The 20,805-nt window shown below is 70.8% G+C and carries 22 protein-coding genes; 10 read left to right on the top strand and 12 right to left on the bottom strand.

Annotated elements, in window-relative coordinates:
* Positions 1–2: 2 nt before the first annotated feature.
* The 3 genes from FHS44_RS09460 to FHS44_RS09450 are packed head-to-tail and all read right to left on the bottom strand — an operon-like array spanning position 3 to position 2,362.
* On the bottom strand, positions 3–1,187 hold the full coding sequence (locus tag FHS44_RS09460) for an FAD-dependent monooxygenase (RefSeq protein ID WP_184713599.1): 1,185 nt from the start codon (positions 1,185–1,187) through the stop codon (positions 3–5).
* Complete coding sequence (locus FHS44_RS09455; protein WP_184713598.1) at positions 1,184–1,777, bottom strand: TetR/AcrR family transcriptional regulator; 594 nt, start codon at positions 1,775–1,777, stop codon at positions 1,184–1,186. Before FHS44_RS09455 ends, FHS44_RS09460 begins: the two co-directional genes overlap by 4 nt.
* Positions 1,778–1,804: 27 nt before the next feature.
* A complete protein-coding gene (locus tag FHS44_RS09450) occupies positions 1,805–2,362 on the bottom strand; it encodes a TetR/AcrR family transcriptional regulator (protein ID WP_184713597.1) in 558 nt (185 codons plus the stop codon).
* A gap of 68 nt (positions 2,363–2,430) precedes the next feature.
* On the opposite strand from FHS44_RS09450, the gene FHS44_RS09445 reads away from it, so the two are divergent.
* Positions 2,431–3,363: an alpha/beta hydrolase gene (locus tag FHS44_RS09445; RefSeq protein WP_184713596.1), complete on the top strand. Its 933-nt coding sequence runs from the start codon at positions 2,431–2,433 to the stop codon at positions 3,361–3,363.
* On the top strand, positions 3,360–3,797 hold the full coding sequence (locus FHS44_RS09440) for a hypothetical protein (RefSeq protein ID WP_221460622.1): 438 nt from the start codon (positions 3,360–3,362) through the stop codon (positions 3,795–3,797). Before FHS44_RS09445 ends, FHS44_RS09440 begins: the two co-directional genes overlap by 4 nt.
* Here FHS44_RS09440 and FHS44_RS09435 read toward each other — a convergent pair.
* Both FHS44_RS09435 and FHS44_RS09430 read right to left on the bottom strand, forming a co-directional pair.
* Complete coding sequence (locus FHS44_RS09435; protein ID WP_184713595.1) at positions 3,789–5,174, bottom strand: serine hydrolase domain-containing protein; 1,386 nt, start codon at positions 5,172–5,174, stop codon at positions 3,789–3,791. The genes FHS44_RS09440 and FHS44_RS09435 overlap by 9 nt on opposite strands.
* Before the next feature lie 115 nt (positions 5,175–5,289).
* Positions 5,290–5,856, bottom strand: coding sequence for a TetR/AcrR family transcriptional regulator (locus FHS44_RS09430; RefSeq protein ID WP_312863582.1), 567 nt, complete (start codon positions 5,854–5,856; stop codon positions 5,290–5,292).
* 93 nt (positions 5,857–5,949) lie between these two features.
* Here FHS44_RS09430 and FHS44_RS09425 point away from each other — a divergent pair, with 93 nt between their 5' ends.
* From FHS44_RS09425 to FHS44_RS09395, 7 genes are all read left to right on the top strand, one after another.
* The gene (locus tag FHS44_RS09425; RefSeq protein ID WP_312863581.1) at positions 5,950–6,846 is read left to right on the top strand and encodes an NmrA/HSCARG family protein; all 897 of its coding nucleotides are present in this window, start codon (positions 5,950–5,952) and stop codon (positions 6,844–6,846) included.
* Positions 6,847–6,888: 42 nt separating this feature from the next.
* Entirely contained in the window at positions 6,889–7,653 is a 765-nt protein-coding gene (locus FHS44_RS09420; RefSeq protein WP_184713592.1) for a hypothetical protein, read from the top strand.
* A 46-nt stretch (positions 7,654–7,699) separates the two neighbouring features.
* A complete protein-coding gene (locus FHS44_RS09415; protein ID WP_184713591.1) occupies positions 7,700–8,401 on the top strand; it encodes a response regulator transcription factor in 702 nt (233 codons plus the stop codon).
* Positions 8,398–9,849 (top strand): sensor histidine kinase, encoded by a 1,452-nt coding sequence (locus FHS44_RS40820; protein ID WP_184713590.1) that lies wholly within the window; start codon positions 8,398–8,400, stop codon positions 9,847–9,849. Before FHS44_RS09415 ends, FHS44_RS40820 begins: the two co-directional genes overlap by 4 nt.
* Positions 9,850–9,939: 90 nt before the next feature.
* The gene (locus FHS44_RS09405; protein WP_184713589.1) at positions 9,940–10,833 is read left to right on the top strand and encodes a polyphosphate polymerase domain-containing protein; all 894 of its coding nucleotides are present in this window, start codon (positions 9,940–9,942) and stop codon (positions 10,831–10,833) included.
* A gap of 6 nt (positions 10,834–10,839) precedes the next feature.
* On the top strand, positions 10,840–11,517 hold the full coding sequence (locus FHS44_RS09400) for a DUF4956 domain-containing protein (protein WP_184713588.1): 678 nt from the start codon (positions 10,840–10,842) through the stop codon (positions 11,515–11,517).
* 7 nt (positions 11,518–11,524) lie between these two features.
* Positions 11,525–13,132 carry a CotH kinase family protein gene (locus tag FHS44_RS09395; protein WP_184713587.1) on the top strand — a complete coding sequence of 536 codons (1,608 nt, stop codon included), beginning with the start codon at positions 11,525–11,527 and terminating at the stop codon, positions 13,130–13,132.
* A gap of 220 nt (positions 13,133–13,352) precedes the next feature.
* On the opposite strand, the gene FHS44_RS09390 is transcribed toward FHS44_RS09395, so the two are convergent.
* Together FHS44_RS09390 and FHS44_RS09385 are read right to left on the bottom strand one after the other, a co-directional pair.
* On the bottom strand, positions 13,353–14,009 hold the full coding sequence (locus tag FHS44_RS09390; RefSeq protein WP_184713586.1) for a maleylpyruvate isomerase N-terminal domain-containing protein: 657 nt from the start codon (positions 14,007–14,009) through the stop codon (positions 13,353–13,355).
* A 231-nt stretch (positions 14,010–14,240) separates the two neighbouring features.
* The gene (locus tag FHS44_RS09385) at positions 14,241–14,939 is read right to left on the bottom strand and encodes an alpha/beta fold hydrolase (protein WP_184713585.1); all 699 of its coding nucleotides are present in this window, start codon (positions 14,937–14,939) and stop codon (positions 14,241–14,243) included.
* An 87-nt stretch (positions 14,940–15,026) separates the two neighbouring features.
* Here FHS44_RS09385 and FHS44_RS09380 point away from each other — a divergent pair, with 87 nt between their 5' ends.
* Positions 15,027–15,983 (top strand): helix-turn-helix transcriptional regulator, encoded by a 957-nt coding sequence (locus tag FHS44_RS09380; RefSeq protein WP_184713584.1) that lies wholly within the window; start codon positions 15,027–15,029, stop codon positions 15,981–15,983.
* Here the strand turns inward: FHS44_RS09380 and FHS44_RS09375 are convergent.
* The 5 genes from FHS44_RS09375 to FHS44_RS09355 all read right to left on the bottom strand — a co-directional run bounded on the left by FHS44_RS09375 (position 15,961) and on the right by FHS44_RS09355 (position 20,670).
* On the bottom strand, positions 15,961–16,620 hold the full coding sequence (locus FHS44_RS09375) for a response regulator (RefSeq protein WP_184713583.1): 660 nt from the start codon (positions 16,618–16,620) through the stop codon (positions 15,961–15,963). The genes FHS44_RS09380 and FHS44_RS09375 overlap by 23 nt on opposite strands.
* Positions 16,617–17,744 carry a sensor histidine kinase gene (locus FHS44_RS09370; RefSeq protein ID WP_184713582.1) on the bottom strand — a complete coding sequence of 376 codons (1,128 nt, stop codon included), beginning with the start codon at positions 17,742–17,744 and terminating at the stop codon, positions 16,617–16,619. Before FHS44_RS09370 ends, FHS44_RS09375 begins: the two co-directional genes overlap by 4 nt.
* Entirely contained in the window at positions 17,741–19,192 is a 1,452-nt protein-coding gene (locus FHS44_RS09365) for an alpha/beta fold hydrolase (RefSeq protein WP_184713581.1), read from the bottom strand. Before FHS44_RS09365 ends, FHS44_RS09370 begins: the two co-directional genes overlap by 4 nt.
* Positions 19,193–19,275: 83 nt before the next feature.
* On the bottom strand, positions 19,276–19,911 hold the full coding sequence (locus tag FHS44_RS09360) for a LysE family translocator (RefSeq protein ID WP_184713580.1): 636 nt from the start codon (positions 19,909–19,911) through the stop codon (positions 19,276–19,278).
* 33 nt (positions 19,912–19,944) lie between these two features.
* Positions 19,945–20,670, bottom strand: a complete 726-nt coding sequence (locus FHS44_RS09355; RefSeq protein ID WP_312863580.1) for a DUF4184 family protein — start codon at positions 20,668–20,670, stop codon at positions 19,945–19,947.
* Between the last annotated feature and the right edge of the window lie 135 nt (positions 20,671–20,805).

Here is a 20,805-nt window from a genome sequence, read left to right as displayed (position 1 = left end):
GTTCAACCTCTTTCGGGTCCGGCGGTGGCCGGGGGCAGAAAGCTGTCCGCGCCGAACTGCCGGCGCAGGACGGGCGCGAACGGGCGACGGGTGATGAGCCGGTTGGTCAGGCTCTGGGTCGTCAGCCCGGCTCGGGTGACGGGCAGCAGCATCCGGGCGAACAGCAGCGCGTTGCGCTGGCGACGCCGTACCTGGGGTCGCATCCGTTCCTGGTAGCGGGCGAAGGCGCTCTCGTGGCCGGGCTCGGAGGCCAGCGCCTCGGCCAGCACGTACGCCCCGGCCATCGCCATGGACACGCCCTGGGCCGAGAGCATGGTCATGCAGCCGCACGCGTCGCCGACCAGGGCGACCCGGCCCCGATGCCAGGTGGGCATCACGACCTGGGCCATCGCGTCCATGAAGATGGACTTCCCCTCGGGGGCGTCGTCCAGCAACGACGGCGTGATCCAGCCCGCGCCGTCGAAGCGCGCCCGCAGCAGGTCCGGGCGCCGCTCACGCGGGACACTCTCGCCGTACGGCGAGCGGAACAGCAGCAGGGTGACCAGGCGGCCGGGTTCCCCACCGGGATAGACGACGACCTGGCGTCCCGGCTCGGTGTAGTGGGCGCGCACCCGGCCCCAGCCGTAGCGGTCGGTCACCGGGTAGGAGGCCAGGCGGCAGCCGAGGTGACGGACGAACCGCCTCTCGTGGCCGAAGACGAGCTCCCGGGTCCGCGAGTGGATGCCGTCGGCCCCCACCAGCAGGTCGAACCGCTCCCTGCCTCCGCCCGTGAAGCCGACCTCGACGGCCGTGCCGGTGTCGCGGACCTCGGCGATGCTCTCCCCGAAGCGGATCTCCACCTCGGTGGCGACGGCGTCGAGCAGGGCGCCTTCCAGCGTGGTGTGCATCAGCGGCAGGTGCGGTCCCCGGATGACCCGCTCCAGCAGCTCCGGCGTCAGACTGGCCTGGGAACTCCCTGAGGCGTCCACGAACTCGACGGCGTCGACCGGCAGCCGGTGCGGGGTCAGCCGGTCGAGGATGCCCATGCGGGTGGCCACGTCGTATCCGGTGCCGAAGAAGTCGACCCCGTACCCGCCAAGGCGACCGTGTGGCGCGCGTTCCACCACGACGGACTCGATGCCACGGTGCCGCAGCCAGTACGCCAGCGTGAGCCCGGCGATCCCGGCCCCGCTGATGAGGACCCTCATCCGTCCTCCCCCGGCAGTAGTTGCTCGGCCACGGCCAGCACCTCGGCAACGGGAAGCTCGCCGTCGATCATGTAGTGCAGCATCAGTCCGTCGATCGCGGCGACGACCAGGGTGGTGATCCCGATCGACCGGGCGGGCGGCCAGTCGGGGTGCGACCGGCCCAGGCGGTCGGCGATCCGCTCGCGGGCCTGGCGCAGTTCGTCGCGCAGCACCGCGCCCAGGGCCGGGTCGCGGGTCGCTCCGACGATCAGCTCCGCGGCCAGCCGGGTCGGCCCCTCGCCCGCCGTACGGGGCAGCAGGTCCGCGAGCGCGGCGAGCGCGGCCCGCTCGTCGTCGGCGCCGAGAAACTCCTCGACGAGCGGGTTGACGACGAGGTCGGTGGCCCGCCGGAAGATCGCCGCGTGCAGGCCGGGCAGGCCACCGAAGTGGTAGTGGATCAGGCCGGGATTGGTTCCCGCGCGCTCGGCCACGGCGCGCGTGGTGACGCCGGGCCAGCCCTGCTCGTCCAGGAGCGCGATGCCGGTCTCCACCAGCTGTTCGCGGCGCCGGTCGCCTCGCGCCGAGTTTGGTCGATCGGCCAAGTTGGTCATACGGCCAACTTAGCACAGTGAAAACGGTCAGGCCGTGTCGTCGGCGAAGTGCGACAGGACCATCCCGGTCAGGGCGGTGACGTCGGCGGCGGCCATCGGCTCGCCGGTCATGCCCATCCGGTGGAGCAGGGTTCCGACGACGACGTCGATGAAGAACAGGACCCGCGCCTCCGGCTCGCCGAGCGCCTCCTGGAGCGCGATCCGGTAGGGGTCCTGCAGCCGGGTGGACAGGATCTCGCGCAGGGCCGGGTCGCTGACGGCGTCGCTGAACACACCGGCGAAGGCGTCGCCGACCCCGGGTTCACCGATCTTCGCCACGATCCAGTGGATGGCCGACGACATCAGCTCGGCCCGCCCCGCGCCCTCCAGCGGCACCGGCCCGAAGGCGTCGAGCAGGCAGTCCACGATCAGCGCGCCCTTCGACGGCCAGCGGCGGTAGATCGTCGTCTTGGCGATCCCGGCCGCGGCGGCGATGCGATCGACGGTGGCGCGCGCGTAGCCCAGCTCGTGGACGGTGCTGAGCGTGGCGGCGAAGACCACGTCGTTGAGGCCGGTACGCGGACGGCCGGGCGGTCTGGAAGTCATGCGCACACGATACCGTTTTGCGCTACCTTAGGTATCGAAACCTGAAGTAGCGAAACCAAGGAGAAGTCATGAGCGAGTCCATCCTCACGGGACGTCCGCCGGAGCCGGACTGGGAGACGATGACGGCCGAGGAGCTGGCCGCCTACCAGGAGGCGGAGAACCGCTTCCGGGCCTCGGAGGCGCTGCGGCCCATCACCGGAGAGCCGGACCCCGGCGCCGAGATCGGCTGGGAGAAGGTGGCGCTGCCCGGCCGCGAGCTCCCGGTCCGGGTCCACCGCCCCTCGGCAGGAGGCGACCTGCCGCTCGTGCTCCATGTGCACGGCGGCGGCTTCGTCGGTACGGCGGCGCAGAGCGACTGGGTCAACAGCCGCCTCGCCGCCCACCTGCCCGCGCTCGTCGTCTCGGTCGAACACCGCCTCCTCAGCCAGAAGACCCCGCTGTCCGCGGCCGTCGAGGACGGCTGGGACGTGCTCGACCACGTGGTACGGCACGCCGCGCGCTGGGGCGTCGATCCGGCGCGGGTGGCCGTGTTCGGCGAGAGCTGCGGCGGGCTGGTCAGCGCGCTGGCGGCGATCAGGGCCAGGGAGACCGGCCTGCGGCTGCGGGCTCAGGTGCTGGTCAACCCCGCCGTGGACGTGACCGGGACGATGTTCGACCACACCTCGATCACCGAGCACGCCCACACCCCGGCCCTCGCCCTGCCGCAACTGCGGCTGTTCCAGCGGCTCGCCGTACCACCCGGGAGCGACCCGCGCGCGCTGTCTCCGCTGCAGGCCGACGACCTGGGCGGGCTGGCCCCGGCGCTCGTGATCGTGCCGACCCACGACCCGATCGCCGACCACGGCCGTCGCTACGCCGAACGGCTGCGCGCTGCCGGGACGTCCGTACGGCTCGCCGAATACCCGGGCGCCGGGCACGCGTTCCTCAGCGTGCCGGGGATGGCGCCGCAGGCCGAGGCCGCGCGAGCGGAGATCCTCACCTTCCTTGGAGAGGCCCTGTGAAACCGAACGAGCGACGGGCCGTCGCGGCGATGTACGTGGGCCTCGGACTCACCCTCGTCGCGGCGGCCGTGCCGTACACCACCCAGTTGCTGGCCGACCACGTGCGGGCCGGTTATCCCGCCTACACCCAAGAGCGGATCGACGCGGCCGTCACCACCTACCTGGTGCTGCTGTCGGTCGTCGGCGCGCTCGGCGTCGCCGCCTGGCTCTGGACGACCTGGGCCGTCAGGACGGGCAGGCGGTGGGCCCGTCCCGCGGTGACCGTGATGTCCGTGCTGGGGGTGAGTGTCGGGCTGGTGGGGCTGCTCACCAGGGACACCTCCGGCGACACCGGGCTGCCACCGGTGCTGGGCTGGGCCGGGATGGCTCCCTGGCTGGCGGCTCTCCTGGCGGTCGCGCTGCTGTGGAGGAACCCGCGACCGATGTCACGGTGACCGGCGCCGGTCGGCCCGGCCGGTGTGCAGGTAGAGGGTGTGCCCCCGCCCGTCGTCGCCGAGGAAGGCGAGCGGGGCGTGGACACCGCGCTCGGGCTCGACCGGGATCAGCGAGTCTCCGCGCCAGGCGACCAGTTCCGTCCGGTACGGTGCCTCGTCCAGGTCGGCGAAGACGCCGACGGGGACGCGTTCCAGCCACAGCCGTCCCCGCGCGTCCTGGCTCACCGTGGTCTCCGAGGTGCTCGACACGTAGGTGCCGACGTAGCGGGAGGCGTCCCGGGGGGTCGCGGCCGGGTCGGGCACCGGCCGCGCGGGCAGCTCGACGCCCGCGAGGTCGTTGAGCACCCGGCCCGCCACCTCGGCGTACACCCGGCGCGAGAGGCCGCCGTTGGTGAGGACCGCCACCGCCACGTCACGGCCCGGCACCACGCGCAGGAACGCCGACTGACCGATGGTGTTGCCGTCGTGGCCGAAGACCGTGTCACCGGACAGGTCGAAGAGCTCCCACCCCAGACCCCAGGCCACGCCCTGGGCGATGTCGGGCTGGGTGACCTGGGGCCGCCGCATGGCCCTGACGCTCTCCCGGCTCAGCACGCGGGCGCCGTCCGGGCCGAGACCGTCGGCCAGGTGCATCCGGGCGAAGGCCAGCAGGTCGCGGGCGCGCATCGCGAGCATCGACCCCGCGGGGGCGTTCGAGCGCGTCATCGCCCACACGGGGCTCGGTTCGAGCGGGCCGCCCGGCGTCCGCTCGATGTGCCCGACCGCCGTACGGTGGACGATCGCCTCGTAGGGGTCGTTGGCGGCGTGGGTCATCCCGAGCGGTGTGAACAGGCGCGTCCTCATGCAGACGTCGAACGGCTCCCCCCGAAGCACCTCGACGATCCGCCCCAGCACGCAGTATCCGGCGTTGTTGTAGGAGAACATCTCCCCCGGCTCGAACAGCTGAGGCACCTCACGCAGGACGTCCACGTACTTCTCGACGCAGTCGTCACCCTTGCCGGTGTCGGTGAAGATGTCCCCCTCGAACCCCGAGACATGACACAGCAACTGCCGTACGGTGATCCGCTCCGCCGCCCGCTCGTCGGCGACCCGGAACTCGGGAAGGTAGGTCCGCACCGGAGCGTCGAGATCCAGCCTGCCCTCGTCGACCAGCCGCATGGCCAGCGTCGCGGTCAGCACCTTGGTGATCGAGCCGATCTGGAAGAGGGAGTCGGCCGTGGCCTCGACGCCGGTGACCGTGTTCAGCGTCCCGGCCGCGACGTCGATCGCCTCGTCCCCCGCGGACACCGCCACCGCCGCCCCGGGAACCCCGCTCTCGGCGAGCAGGTCCGGCAGCCGGTGCCGCAGCCACGCGTTGATCCCGTCCAGTTTCGACACCGGCATCCCCTCTGGTCATCGGCCTCGTCCCGGACGAGCATAGGCACGGCGGAGGGGACGGCGTTCGTCGGCTTCCACCGTGGACGGCGTGGCGGTTCGTGGGACCGGCCAAGTCTCAGGGGCCGATCCCCTCAAGGGCGAGCAGGAGCAGGCGGTCGGTCTCGGCGCACGGGTCGGGATGCCGTTCGGTCGCCAGCGAGAGGGCGTTGACCAGGGTGAGCAGGTCACCGACCGACACGTCAGGCCGTACGGCGCCCGCCTGCCGGGCACGGGACAGCAGTTCCTCACCGGCGTCGCTGACCTTCCCGTGGCAGGTCACGCTCCGCTCCGCGTGGTCGAGCTCGCAGGCGCTCCGCAGCAGTGACGCGGCGAGGCCGCGCACGTTGGCGGCGTAGGCGCCGATGGCCCTGAGCCAGGTGACGAGCGCGGCCCCGGGGTCGGGGTCCGCGGCCAGCTCGCGGGCCTGGGAGCACAGTGTCTCGACGCGGTCGAGGAACACCGCTTCCAGCAGCGCCAGGCGGGAGGGGAAGTGCCGGTGCAGCGTCGCGGAGCCGACCCCGGCCTGCCGGGCGATCTCCTCAAGCGAGGCGTCGGCGCCGTCTCTGGCGACGGCGACCTGGGCCGCGGCCAGGATCCGGTCGTGGTTGCGCCGCGCGTCCGCGCGTTTCGGCCGTTCCAACACCGTATCTCCCGCTTGCCAAGTGGGGTGGTCCCCCATATCGTACCTTGAGAGACCAAAATGGGGTGCCACCCCACTTATCCGTGGAGGCCTGACGTGCCCGAACCCATACTCGTCACCGGCGCGACCGGCAAGCAGGGCGGCGCCGTGGCGCGGGCCCTCCTCGCCGCCGGGACGCCCGTACGGATCCTCGTCCGCGACCCGGAGTCGGAGGCCGCAAGGGCCGTCCGGGCACTCGGCGCCGAACCGGTCCGCGGCGACCTCGACGACCCCGCGTCCCTGGAGCCCGCGACGGCCGGGGTCCGGGGGGTGTTCTCGGTGCAGACCCCGGACCTCACAGCCCTCATGACCGACGGCGAGGTGACCCGTGGCCGCAACCTCGTCGAGGCCGCGAAGGCCGCCGGGGTGACGCAGTTCGTGCACACCTCGGTCTCCGGCGCCGGAGACCCCGACCAGGCCGTGCCCGGCTGGACGCCCGACGAGTGGAGCCGTCACTACTGGGCGAGCAAGGCCCGCCTCGACGACCTCGTGCGCACCGCGGGATTCCCCCACTGGACGGTCCTCAAGCCCGCCACCTTCATGGAGAACCTGCTCGGCTGGTCCCACATGTTCGGCGACTGGCCGGAGCACGGGTTCGTCACGGCGTTCGCGAGGGACACGAAGCTGTCGCTGGTGGCGGTGCGGGACATCGGCGCGACGGCAGCCGCCGCCTTCGCCGACCCGGTGAGGTTCACCGGCGCCGACATCGAACTGGCCGGTGACCTCCTGACGATGACCGAGATCGCCGAGGTCCTGTCCGGCGTGCTCGGCCGTACGGTGGAGGCTCCTGTCCTGTCCGGTGAGCAGGCCGTCGCGCGGGGGCTTCCGCCCATGATGGTCAACACGCAGGAACGGATCAACGTGATCGGCCAGGCGGCCCGCCCGGAGCACGCGCACGCGTTCGGCCTGACCATGACCGGCTTCGCCACCTGGGCCCGCACCGCCTTCGGCTGACGGGGGGTGGCAGGTGATCGCCTGGCATCGTACCGTTCAAGCATGCGGGACATCCGGATCAGTGACGAGGTCGCGTTGGTCCTGACGGCGGAGAAGGTCAACGCGTTGCGGACCGGCCCCGACCCCGGGGTCACCCAGTGCGTGACCTGCGAGGGGCAGGCCGACGCCGACGCCGAGCCGGTCAGCGTCCTGGTCGTACGGCATCCCACCCCGGGCGACGGCACGATCTTCAACGTCCTCTTCGCCCACGCCGCCTGCGCCCCCTCGACCGTCACCGACAGCGAGGTGGTCTTCGACCTCGCCGCGATGATGGAACGCATGCGCCTGATCCCCACTGTGTCCGCCGACGACGAGGGACCGGTGGCCGCCGGGCTGCTGATGGAGCCGATGTTCCCCGACGTGGAGAAGGCCGAGGCCCCGGCCAACGCCTACCTGGCGGCGTTCCTGCGTCACGGCCTGCCGCTGCTGAGCCTCCACGACATCGACGACCTCACCCCGGTCCGGGGCTGGCGGGCGGTCATCACCCCGGGAGAGCGCCCGCGCCTGCTGCGGGCGACGATCACCTGCGACAGCGCGGAACCCGGCAGGGGACCGTTGATCGTCGCGGCCGACGCCCCGATCGTCGTCGACCAGGGCTGGCTGCGGATCGTGTCCGCCTCCGGCGCGATCCGGCTCTACGCCGGGCTGCTGGGAATCGGCCGGAGCTCGGACCGGGACCTGATGACCGTGGTACGCGCGATCGGCACCGCCGCCCGGCAGGGAAACCTGTGCGGCGGCCTCATCGACGCGGTCCTCATCGGCACCTGACACCCCCGCTCACGGTTTTCTCATCGTGGACGCGTACAACGATGTCGTGGACCCCCGAGTCGCCGCGAAGGTGTTGGTCGTCGATGACGAGCCCAACATCCGCGAACTGCTGTCCGAGGCCCTTGAGCTGAACGGCTTCGCCGTACGGACCGCTCCTGACGGGCGGCGCGCACTGGAGGCGGTGGCCAGGGAGCGGCCGGACATCATCGTGCTGGACGTGATGATGCCCGGTCTGGATGGATTCACGGTCGCGCGGAGGTTGCGTGAGACCGGCGACAGCCCCATGGTGCTCTTCCTGACCGCCAGGGACGCGGTGTCCGACCGGATCGCGGGGCTGACCGCGGGCGGCGACGACTACGTGACCAAGCCCTTCAGCCTGGAGGAGGTGGTGCTGCGGCTGCGGGCGATCATGCGCAGGATGCGCCCGCCCGGGGAGCAGGCCGACGACGGCGTGCTGCGCTACGCCGACCTGGAACTCGACGAGCAGGCCCATACCGTACGGCGGGCGGGACGGCCCATCCACCTGTCGCCGACCGAGTTCAGCCTGCTGCGCTACCTGATGATCAACGCGGATCGGGTGGTCAGCAAGGCGCAGATCCTCGACCGCGTGTGGGACTTCGGCTTCGAGGGCGAGAGCAGGATCGTCGAGTCGTACATCAGCTACCTGCGCAGGAAGATCGACGCCGAGGGAACACCGCTGATCCACACGCTGCGCGGCGTCGGCTACCGGCTGCAGAGACCCTCGTGAGAGCGGTCCGGTCCCTGCGGCACCGGCTGCTGGCCGCGCTGCTCGGCCTGTGCGCGCTCGGCCTCGGGGCCTTCGCCACCGCGAGCGTGCTGCTCCTGGAACACTCGCTGCAGTCCAGGATGGACACCCAGCTGACCGAGGTGGTGACCACCTTCAGCAGGCACCCGCTCCCCCCTCCCCCACCGGCGGAGGGGGCCGTGCAGCTTCCGACGCAGTTCAGGATCGCCCTTTACGACCCCTCCGGGTCCCTGCTGCTCAGCCTGCCGGCCGACATCTCCGACGGACCGGCCATCCCCGTCGAGACGATCTCCACGATCCCGCCGGGACCCGTCACCGTGCCCGCCAGGACGGGGTCGGGGCAGTGGCGCGTGCTGCTGAGGGTCCTGCCCAGCGGCACCAGGATGGCGGTCTCGATGTCGCTCGAACCCAACCGGGCGACCGTCCGCCAGCTCCTGGGAATCGAGGCGGCCGTCGGCGTCCTGGTGTTGCTGCTGCTCGGTGCCCTGGCCCTCGCGGTGGTACGGCTCGGCCTGCGCCCGCTGACCCGGATGGAGCGTACGGCGCAGGCCATCTCGGGCGGGGACATCGACCGCAGGGTGGGCGACGTCGATCCGGGCACCGAGACGGGACGGCTCGGCCTCGCGCTCAACACCATGCTGGAGCGCCTGGCGACCGCGCTGCGCGAGTACGAGCGCTCGGAGCGGCGGCTGCGTCACTTCGTGGCCGACGCCTCCCACGAACTGCGCACCCCGCTCACCTCCATCCGGGGCTTCGCCGAGCTCTACCACCACGGCCAGGGCGACAGGGACCCGGTGGCCGAGCGGCTGCTGCGCAGGATCGAGGGCGAGGCCGAACGCATGAGCGTCCTCGTCGAGGACATGCTGCTGCTGGCCCGCCTGGACCGGGAACCCGCGCTCGAACCCAGCATCGTGGACCTGCACGTGCTGGCCGGGGACGTGGTCCACGCCGCCAGGGCCCGCGACCGTGGACGGTCGATCCGGCTGGTCGTCTCCGAGGAACCGGTGTTCGTGCTGGGCGACGAACACCGGCTGCACCAGGTCATCGCCAACCTGGTCGGCAACGCCGTGACGCACACGAACCAGGGCGCGGAGGTGCACGTCCGGGTCGGCTCACGGGCGGTCGCCGGGCTTCCCGTCCCGGGAACCGTGCACGCCGGTTCCGGACCCGTCCCGCACACCAGGGCCGCGCTGGTCGAGGTGCGTGACGAGGGGCAGGGCATCGATCCTAGGCACCTGCCGCACGTGTTCGACCGGTTCTACCGCGCTGACGCCGGCCGCTCCCGCGGCAGCGGCGGGACCGGGCTCGGACTGGCCATCGCGGCGGCACTCGTGGGGGCGCACGGCGGCCGGATCGAGGTGACGAGCGCCCCCGGCAGCGGAACCGTCTTCCGCGTGCTCCTGCCGTTCCACCAGCCCCGGGACGGCTGAGCGCGCCATCTGTTCACCTTCACGTCAGCCGCAGTTCACACATTATTCCCAGCTTCGTACTGTCAGATGTGTGCTGACGAAAGGAGGAACATGCTGCAAAGGTTCCGCAAGAAGACCGTCTCCGCAGCTCACGACAGTGACCAGCCGCTTTCTGAGGCGGAGGTGAACGGTGAGGAAGGCCACCGGCTGCGGGCACCGAGCAGGTTTCACGCCTTCAACCGGTACGAGATCAAATACCTCGTGAGCACGGCCGTCGCCGCCGAGCTCAGGCAGGAGATCGAACAGCGGCTCGACCGCGACCGCCACAGCGGCGAAAAGGGCTACGGCATCTGGAGCTCCTACTACGACACCCGGCAGCTCCGGTTCTACTGGGAGAAGATCGAGGGGCTGAAGTTCCGCAGGAAGCTGCGGATCCGCCACTACGGCGACCGCTCGACCGTGAACGACGACACCCCGGTCTTCGTCGAGATCAAGCAGCGGGTCAACCGGGTCACCCAGAAACGCCGGGTGCGCCTGCCGTACCGGGACGCGCTGCTGCTGTGCGACGGGCGGCGGATGGTCGAGCACGACCCCTCCCAGCGGGCCTTCCTCGAAGAGGTGCTCGACCTGGTCCTGCGCCTCGACCTGAGGACCACCGCGATGACCGGCTACCAGCGCCACGCCTACGTGGGCCGCGACGCCGACGTGGGCCTGCGCGTCACCTTCGACCAGCGCATCCGCGGCCGTGACCGCGACTTCCACCTCGGCGCCGACGCGGAGAACCGCCTCATCGTCCCGGCGAGCATGTCGATCGTGGAGGTCAAGGCCAACGAGCGCGTGCCGTACTGGCTGACCGACCTGACCGCCAAGCGGAACCTGCAGGTGGCGCGCGTCTCCAAGTACTGCCAGAGCGTGGAGGCCTACGGGCTGGCCCCGCGCTCGGTTTTCCACGTTCCCGACCACGACCTCGACCACCACCGGTCGACCGTCCTCTCGGAGGCCTGACCCCCCATGGATCTCCCCTTCCAGGATCTTTCCGGCACGTTCAGCGTGGCCGACATCGCGATCGCGATGGCGCTGTCGTTCGTGCTCAGCGCGATGATCGGCTGGGTGTACCGGGCCACGCACCGCAACGTGTCCTACAGCCAGTCCTACGTCCAGACGCTGGTCATCCTCGGCATGCTGATCTCGTTGATCATGCTGGTCGTCGGATCGAACATCGCCCGCGCGTTCGCGCTGGTCGGCGCCCTTTCGGTGGTACGGTTCCGCAACGCCATCAAGGAGACGCGCGACGTCGGGTTCATCTTCCTGGTGATGGGCGTCGGCATGGCCGTCGGCACCCGCTTCTACCTGCTGGCCATCGTGGCCGGGGTCGCGATCTCACTGATCATCATGGTCATGAGCAGGTTCAACTGGTTCCAGCTGAACGTGCGCCGCCAGGTGGTCAAGGTGCAGGTGCCCGCGGACGAGGACCTCACCGCCGTGATCCAGGACGTGCTGGTCCGGCACACCGACGAGTTCGAGCTGGTCAGCATGGAGTCGATCCGCGGCGGCGCTCTCACCGAGCTGATGTACACCGTCAAGATCAAGAAGGGCAGTGAGCCCGCGGACCTCATCGCCGGGCTGCGCGAGCGCAACCACGGCCAGTCGGTCACGGTCCTGACCGGGTACGACCAGACGGATCTGTAGGCCCGGTATGACACAGCTCAGGCACCGCATCCCGGTCAGCCTCCGGCACAACTGGAAACTGGTCGTGCTGTGCGTGGCGTTCCTGGTCGCCTGCTGGGGCGTGTTCGGCAGCGGGACGATCCGTCCGTACGTCACGACCGTCCAGGCCGCAGAAGCCAAGACCGTCATCACGAACCTGACCGGCACCAAGGACCTGTTCGACACCTCCGTGGCGCACGAGGTGAAGCTCACCTTCACCGACGCCGCCTACGCGGACATGCTGGGCGAGTACTTCAAGGACGACGAGAAGAAGTACGTCGAGGCCGACCTGGTCGTCGACGGCACCACGATTCCCAGCGTGGGCATCCGGCTCAAGGGCAACTCCACCCTGATGGGGCTGACCTGGAAGGGCCAGACCAAGCAGCGGAACTTCCCCGGTGGCGGCCGACGGCCCGGGGGCTTCCCCGGCGGGTTCCCTGACGGGTTCAAACCGCCCGGCAACGGGCAGCCCCGGGGCGACGGCGGACCGCCTGGAGGTGGCATGTTCGGTGGCCCTCCGGGAGGCCTGTTCGGCGCGTCCCTCAAGGGTGAGGAGCCGGAGAACCTGCCGTGGCTGATCAGCTTCGACGAGTTCGTCGAGGGCCGCCGCTACCAGGGCCACAGCCAGGTGGCGGTACGGCCTGCCGCGATGGGCTCGACGACGATGCTGAACGAGGCGCTGGGCATCTCGGTGGTCGGCGCCTCGGGTGAGCCGACCCAGCGCGCGGCCTACAGCTCCTTCTCGGTCAACGGCCGCCCCTCGAAACCGCGCCTGCTGGTGCAGTACCTCGACGAGGGCTACGCGGAGGAGCTCGGCGACGGCGTACTGTACAAGTCGCTGGCCACGAGCTCCTTCGAGTACAAGGGCGAGGACCAGACCGGGTACACCACCGACTTCAAGCAGATCAACAAGGTCGGTGGAAGGGACATGCAGCCGGTCATCGACCTGATCAGTTGGGTGAGCAAGGCCTCGGACGCCGAGTTCGCCGCGGGCCTCGGCGACCGGCTGGACGTGGAGTCGTTCGCCCGCTACGCGGTCCTGCAGAACTTCATGGTCAACTTCGACGACATGGCGGGACCCGGGCGCAACTACTACCTGTGGTACGACCTGGGCACCAAGAAGTTCACGGTCATCACCTGGGACCTCAACCTCGCCTTCAACGGCGACGCCAAGAGCGGCATCCACGACACGATCAGGATGAGCTTCGGTCAGGGACCTCCCCAGCAGAACCCGCAGGCACAACCCGGGCAGCAGGGTCAGGCACCCCAGATGCCGCAGGGCTTTCCCCCACCCGGCGACATGGGGCAGGGGCCTCCCGGTGGCGGCGGTATGCCGCGCATGGGTCACCCGCTGAAGGAGAAGTTCCTCAAGAACGCCACGTTCAAGAAGGTCTACGAGGAGCAGTACCGCGCCCTCTACACCAAACTGCTCAAGAACGGCGCCGCCACCGGCCTGCTCGACGACCTCGTCGCCTCCTACAAGCTGAACGCCGGGGCCGACGCCGCCAAGGTCGAGACCGAGGCGCAGACGCTGCGCACGTTCCTGCGGACCAGGGCCGAGGCACTGAGCTCCGACAAGGCGATCAGCGGCGTGTGACACCCGCCCCGGGTTCCGCGGACTCACCCTGAGCCTGCGGAACCCGGGGCTCACCGCCCGGCTGGTTTGAAGCGGGCGTTGCTCGCGCCGCACTCAGGGCGGTGAGCCGTGACCGGTCGCGGTCCTGCGGCGGTTGCGTTGACGCCGCTGTGCGCCTCCCCAACTCCCCGGGGTACGGCAGGCGAACCCGGACCTGAAGCCGACCGGTCTGACGGCCAGGTCAGCCGAGGACGAACGGGATTCTCGCCGCCAACTCCCCCAGCTCGGCCCGTTCCGCGCTGGTCGGAGCGCGGCGCCCGGTGCCGACCAGCAGCGCGTCCGCATCGGAGAAGGACGTGGGGAACGCGGTCCCGGCGATCTTCTCCAGCATCTCGCGGGTTCTGGCGAGCCCCTCCGCGGGTGGCCCCGCCACGTGCGGGAGGTGCGCGACCAGGTCGAGGTGGTGCAACGTCCACTCCAGGACGTATGCGGACAGGTAGTCCCCCGCGGTGAGAACCTGCCCCTGGGTCTCGACCCGCAGATCGGGATCGGCCAGTACGGCGGCGCGACCGGCCGCCGAACCGACGTCGTCGAGGTGGAACGTCAGCAGCCGCGGCTCCTCGTAGGCGGCGGCCAGGCGGACAATGAGCGCGTCGAGCGGATCGTCACCGGTCGGCGGCTCCGTGGCGACGTTCCAGTAGGTCACCGCGTCACGGGTCGGCTCCGACTCGGCGGGCGTCACGAGGGTGATCAGGACATCCTGGGCGTCGATGACCAGGTGACACACCAGATCCCGCACAAGCCATCCCGCACAACCCGACGGCCGCGCGAAGTCCTCATCCGCCAGCCCGGCGACCGCCGTACGCAACGCCGTCCAGGTCTGTGAGAAAAGATCCACATCCGCACGGTACGGCGACGCCGCAGCAGTGGGCAAACGCATTCCGCTCATCGGCCCATCGCGGTGGTTCCCCAGCCGTGTTCCCGCAGGTCGAAACCGTACCGGCGCCGTCGTCGCCCACTCCGACCCTGACCAGACCGTCCACGCCTACGAGGACCCCATGCCGCCGCGCCCGGCCCCGGGCAGGGGACGGGTGAACCGGGTCCTGGCTGGGCGGTCAGAAAGGACGCGTCACGACCGGTCCGCCTCGTCCAGCACCCGGGCAAGCTCGACCGGCCTGGTGATCATCGGCCAGTGTCCGGAGTCCAGGGCGACCATGTCGTGTCCGGGCAGGTCGGGCTGGTCTCCGGGGTCTCCCGTGCAGGTGATGTAGGTGCGCGGTAGTTTCCGCACCGCGTCGAGGTCGTCCGGCGCCGGATCCTGGTAGGTGCCGATCGGGTGGCCGACGCCACGGGCGCGCAACCACGCGCGGTCCTCGGGGGTGAGCCCGTGCTCGCCGAGGTTGGCGTCGATGATCTCATCACTCATCACCGGGATCAGCCCGTCCCGCACGGTCGCCATGATGGCCTCGACGATAAACGCGGGGGTGATGTCGAACAGGCTCCTGCCCGGCTCCGGCAGGGACGCGGCGACGTAGACGACCTGGGCGATCCGCTCGGGAATCGCGTTGGCGGCGACCGTGGCCGGGGCTCCGGCGTAGGAGTGCGCCACGAGCACCACCTCGTTCAGCCCGCCGTACTCGATCGCCGCCGTGATGTCGCGGGCGTGCGTGGTGAGCGTCGTGGCGGGTGAGCCCAGATGCGCGCGGTCACCGAGTCCGGTGAGTGTCAGTGGATGAACCCGGTGGCCGTGAGCGGTCAGTGACGGCGTGACCCGCTCCCAGGCCCACGCGCCAAGGAACATACCGCCGACAAGAACGATGGTCGACACCTGGCCGACTCCTTTCGGTCGATCTCCTACTGACCGCAACGCTAGGCCGGATTGTGGACGTTTTCTGCCCTTATTAGAATCGGGACCATGTCCCGTCCGGCGACCCGTGTCCTGGCGCTGCTGGAGATCCTCCAGGACCGCGGCCTGGTCTCCGCCGACGAACTGGCCCGGCGCCTGGAGACCGACACCCGCGCCGTCCGCCGGTACGTCACGGCCCTGCGCGACATGGACATTCCCGTCGAGTCGGTCCGTGGGCGCTACGGCGGCTACCGGCTCGCGCACGGCGTGCGCCTGCCGCCCCTGATGCTCACCGACGACGAGGCGGTCGCCGTCGCCACGGCACTGGCAACCGGCGGGCACGAACCGGTCGGCGAGCCGGGCCCGTCCGACCGGGTGCTGGTCAAGCTCAACCGCGTCATGTCCCCGCCGCTCCGCAGGCGCGTCGCCGTACTGGTCGCCGCGACCTCCGCGACGACGGGCCCGCTGACGCCGGAACCGCAACTGGTGCTGACGCTGGCGGCGGCCGTCCACGCGCGTCACACCGTACGGATCGAGCACACCCGTGGCGCACGCGAGGTAGACCCCTACGGACTCGTCGTGCACGCGCGCCGCTGGTATCTGGTCGGCCACGACCACCTGCGCGACACCGTCCGCGTCTACCGCCTGGACCGGGTCGGCGGCGCCGCGGAACTACCCGGCCGGTTCACCCCTCCCGAGGGGTTCGACCCCGTCGATCACGTCCTGCGCACGTTGACCCTCGGCGCCTGGACCCACCGCACTGAGGTGTGGCTCGACACCGACCTGGAGACCGCCCGCGACCGCCTGCCCACCACCTTCGGCGACCTGTATCCGTGCCCCGAGGGCGGGGTGCTCCTGGTCAGCGGAGTGGAGGACCTACCGGCCATGGCCCGCGTCCTCACCGGCCTCCCCTGGCCCTTCACCGTCAGAACCCCACCCGCCCTGATCACCGCCCTCGCCGAACACGTCACCTCCCTCACCAAGGCCGTCACCCGCTCCCAGCTCACCGGGGATCCTCCCAGGTGACCACCCCGTGCCGGTGGGCGTAGACGGCGGCCTGCACCCGCGTCCGCAACCCGAGCTTGGCCAGGATCCGCTCGATATGGATCTTGACCGTGCCGGGTGAGATGACCAGCCTCCGGGCGATCTCGGCGTTGCTGTCCCCACCGGCCAGATGACGCAGCACGTCGGTCTCACGCGGCGTCAGGGTGGCAAGCTCCTCCGTCACCGGACGCGGCGAGGTGGCCGCGAAGCGATGCAGCAGACGCGGGGTCACCTGCGGATCCACCAATCCCTGCCCCTCGTGGGCGACCCGTACCGCGTCGAGAATCAGCCCGGGATCGCTCTCCTTCAGGAGAAACCCCACGGCCCCCGCCTGCAGGGCACCGAACAGGTAGTCGTCCAGGTCGAACGTGGTCAACGCCACCACGGCCGGTGCGGAATCGAGGGCGAGCAGACCACGGATCGCGGCCAAGCCGTCCATACGCGGCATGCAGATGTCGGTGAGCACCACGTCGGGCCGGTGCCGCCTGGCCATCTCGACCACCTCGAATCCGTCCGACGCCATCGCCACGACCTCCAGACCTGGCTCGGACGACAGGAGCATCCGCAGGCCCTCCCTGGTCGACACCTGGTCATCGGCAACGATCACCCGGATGCTCACCGGCGCGCTCCTTCCACGTCACGACGTCCCACGGTCGCTGCCTCACGGGTTCCGTCCAGCGGCAGGCTCGCGGCCACCCGCCAACCGTGCGGATCGTACGGCCCGGCGCTGAGCGTGCCACCGAGCAGTACGGCTCGCTCGCGCATCCCGCGCACGCCACTCCCCCACGCCACGTCAGGATCGGCGGGAAGCGCCCGGCCGTCGTCCTCCACGACGACCGATACGGCCCCGGAGCTCCTGCCAACCCGCACCGTGGCGTGCGAGACCCCGGAGTGCCGCATCACGTTGGTCAGCGACTCCTGCACGATCCGATAGACCCCATTTCTGACCTGCGGGGAAACACCCCTCAGCAGAAGATCGCCGTCCAGCCGCACCCGCAGCCCCTGCCGCGACAGGCGGGCGGCCAGCGCGCCGAGATCGGTGCCGCCGTCCTCGTCGCGGAGCAGGCCGAGCAGCCGCCGGGTCTCCCCGAGCGCGGTCGCGGAGATCTCGGCGATCGTCTCCAGCGCGCGGTCGGCGTCCTCGGCGGTGCCTCGCCGCGCCCCCACGGCCTGTAATCGGATCGCGCTGAGGTGGTGGCCCACCACGTCGTGCACATCGCGGGCGATCCGGGCGCGTTCCTCAGCCCGCTCGACAAGGGCGAGGTGCCGGGCCCTGTCGTGACGCAGGCGCAGGGCATGGCCGAGCGCGACCGGGGCGAGCCCCGCGGACACCGACATGGCCAGCCGGGACAGATACGGCGGCGTCCCGTCGAGCATGAGGTCGAGCGCGACCAGCCAGCAGGTCACGGTCACCGCGGTCATCGGGCGTCCCCGGTCACGGTGGTAGGCGGCCGAACCGAAGGCGGCCACCGTGACCCAGGCGCCGACCGGCGGCTGACCGAGCATGATCGCGAGCAGGACGACGGCACCCGAGGCCAGGGCCGCCGTCAGCGGCAGGCGGCGGCGTACGGCCAGCGGCGCGCACACCGCGCAGACCAGCAGGCCCCACACCGGCGTGAACCCGCTATCGGAGTCGGCGAGCACGCTGGTCAGCAGCGGCACTCCCAGCGTTACCAGCGCCGTCGTCGCCGCCAGTGCGGCATCCCGGACGATCACCGGCAGCGCCCGCCATGATCCGGTCATGATCGGGGGATCCTGGCTATCAGGTCGCCGGGGCAGCGTGCCTCGGAAGGCGGGAGCGTCCCGGTGGTCAGATAGTCGTGGACGTACCGGCGCAGGCAGGTGGTGTCGAGCCCGGAGGCTCCCTGCATGAGGTAGGCGGCGTGCCCGTCACCGTGCCTGACCACGCGTGCCCCGGGCAGTTGCGCGGCCATGTGCTCGGCGGCGAGGTTGGGCGTGTTGTCGTCGGTGTCGCCGATGGAGACCAGCACGGGCGGCACGTTCCGCACCCGCGGCGGATGCGGCGGGTAGGAGGGGTCCGCCCTCACGCCCAGGCAGCGGGCGACCTGGTAGCGGCCCTGGATCCAGCCGATCCGTGGCGCGGCAGCGCGCAGACGCGACTCGACGGCCAGGAAGTCGAGGTAGTCGGGCACCTGCGGCATGAAGTCGTGGCACATCAGTGCCCGGTGGGGGTATCCGGGGCCCTCGGCGGCCGGGGGCAGCAACCGCGCCAGGGCCGTGGCGTCGCCGTCGGCCGCCTCGCGCAGCGCCGAGGCCAGTCTCGGCCAGGCGGGCGGGGTGAGCCCCTCTCGCACGGCGACGAGGAACTCCCGCTCGTTCACCGTACGGTTCCCGGCGGGCAGAGGCGTCCGCCTGGCGCGGGCGAGGAGATCGTCGAACACCTCGATCGCGTCGTCGCCGCCCAGCGCGCACCCGGCCGCGCACCAGTCGCGGAAGCGGCTGAACTGCCGCTCCTCGGTGAGCGCGTTGTCCAGCAGCCAGCGTTCCAGCGACGTCCAGGTGTGGTCGGCGACCCCGTCCAGCACCATCCGGCCGACCCTGTCGGGGAACAGCTCCAGGTAGGCCTGGCCGTGCACGGTGCCGTAGGAGTTGCCGAGGTAGCGCAGCCTCCGCTCACCGAGCGCGGAGCGCACCGCCTCCAGGTCGTGGGCCACCTGCCAGGAGGTCAGGCCCGCGTAGGCGGTGCCCATGGCCGTACGGCAGGAGGCGTCGTAGGCGGCGTTCGCCCGCGCGTGCGCGCGCCAACTCTTCTCGCCGGGACGCAGGATCAGGCCGGTGAGGTCGGGAGGTCGCCTCGCGCACTCCACGATCGCGTTGTCGCTCCGGCTGACCGCGCTCCTCGCATTGACCAGGATCACGTCGAACCAGGTGGTCAGCTCCGACACCACCGCGGGCATGGACCGCACGTCCTGGATGGTCGCCCCGCCGCCACCCGTGTTGACCACGAGCGGGCCCAGGCTCCGTGAGGGATCACGCGCGGGCATCCTGGCGAGGTTCACCCGGGTCTTCTGGCCGTCTGGCCGCTTCCAGTCGATAGGGACGGTGAGGTCGGCGCACTGCATGCCGTCCCCGCACTCGGCCCATCTCAGGGTCTGACCCGAAGTCTGGGGTGCGGCGACCATCGTCGTGCCCAGTGCGAGAGCGGCCAGCACCCTCCTGAAGGTTCTCACGGAAGAAATCTCACCCGAAGAGCCGCGTCGGGGCATCTGCCGTACGGCATATCCTCAGCTCGCCGAGGAGGCGCAGACGGGTGTCAGCGGCTCTCGACGGCCATTCTCAGGCCCAGGGTGATGAGGACCGTGCCGCTGATCGCTTCCAGGCGGCGGCGGATCGCCGGGCGGCGGAACCACGCACCGGCCCGTCCGACCACGGCCGCCAGCGCCAGATACAGGATGATCTCGATGGCCACCTGGACCGCGGCGAGCAGCGCGGTCGTGGCGAACAGGGGCCGGTCGGCGGGGACGAACTGGGGATAGAACGCGATCATGAAGGCGGCGATCTTCGGATTGGCCAGCATCACCACCGCCCCCTCACCGAACGCCCTCCACCAGGACGAGGAGCCCGGCTCGGGCTTCTCAGCATCCTCGATCACCACGCCGCGCCATGCCGTACGCCACGCCTTGAAGCCGAGGTAGAGCAGGAAGCCCGCGCCCACCACGCGCAGGACCAGGAAGGCCATCTCCGAGGCGGCGACCAGGGCGGTGATCCCGGTCGCGGCGAGCAGCGCCCACACGTACAGGCCAGCCTCCAGGCCCAGAACCGTGGGCACCGCGCCGGAGAAACCACGCAGGGCCGCGCGGCGCAGGATCAACGCCATCGCCGGGCCCGGGGAGGCGGAGATCAGCACGACGGCGAGGACGAAGGTGGGCAGAACGGAGAGGAGGTCCATGGGGCTCATCATGATTGCCCACATATGGCCTGTTCAACGTATTTCACGCCGCCTGTGATGGAACCAGACGGCGTAGGCCAGCAGGACCAGCACGGCCGCGTCGATCGTCAGTGTCACCAGCGAGCGCACCACCAGCCCGGCGCCCAGCGTCGCGATCAGCGTGACCGCCACCACGCCCATCGCCGCCAGCAGGCCCAGCCGTACGCCCAGGGCCGGTTGGGGCACCGGCTCGCTCAGCGGCCTGCGCCACAGCCACCAGCAGGCCGAGCCAAGTGCCGCCAGCGTGATCAGCGATCCCACCAGGTACACCCCCTCCTCCTCCATCAGCGTCAGGTCACCGGCGGCGACCAGCCACTCGTCCACCAGGCGATCCCACGCCAGGTGGGTGGCGACCCCGACGGCGGCGGCCACCGGCCACCACGCCCAGTGTGCCGCCCGTGCCCGGCCACGACGCCCCATCCTGCGGGCCAGCGCCTGGGGCAGCAGGGCGCGGGCCGGAGCGGCGCACACCGTGATCACCCCCGCGAGCACCAGCGCGAACACCACATCGACGGCCAGCGAACTCGCCTGTACCCGGTGGGTGTATCCGGCGTCGAGCAGTTGCCACCAGGGCACGCCCACCGGAGCGATCACACCACCGAGCCCGTAGGGAACGAAGTAGGGAAAGTCAGGAATCATCGCCCCCGCAGCCAGCGCCGTCGGCGGCAGGAAACGGCGCAGCGGCACCGCAACGACAGGATGAATAAGGGTAAAAGGCACAAAAGTGCACAATACCGGCAACGCGGGTCAGGTCGGTCCACGGCAATTGGCCGGTGGGTGTACGGCGTGACGGACCGGGGCAAGCGGCTCTTCCGCGGTTTGACCCACCCGGCGCGAACGCCGATCTCCCCCACA

Origin of the sequence: Streptosporangium saharense, assembly GCF_014203715.1 — a bacterium.
Taxonomy (GTDB): Bacteria; Actinomycetota; Actinomycetes; order Streptosporangiales; family Streptosporangiaceae; genus Streptosporangium; species Streptosporangium saharense.
Note: the sequence above shows the minus strand (reverse complement) of the source record. Positions and strands in the feature narration are given on the sequence as shown.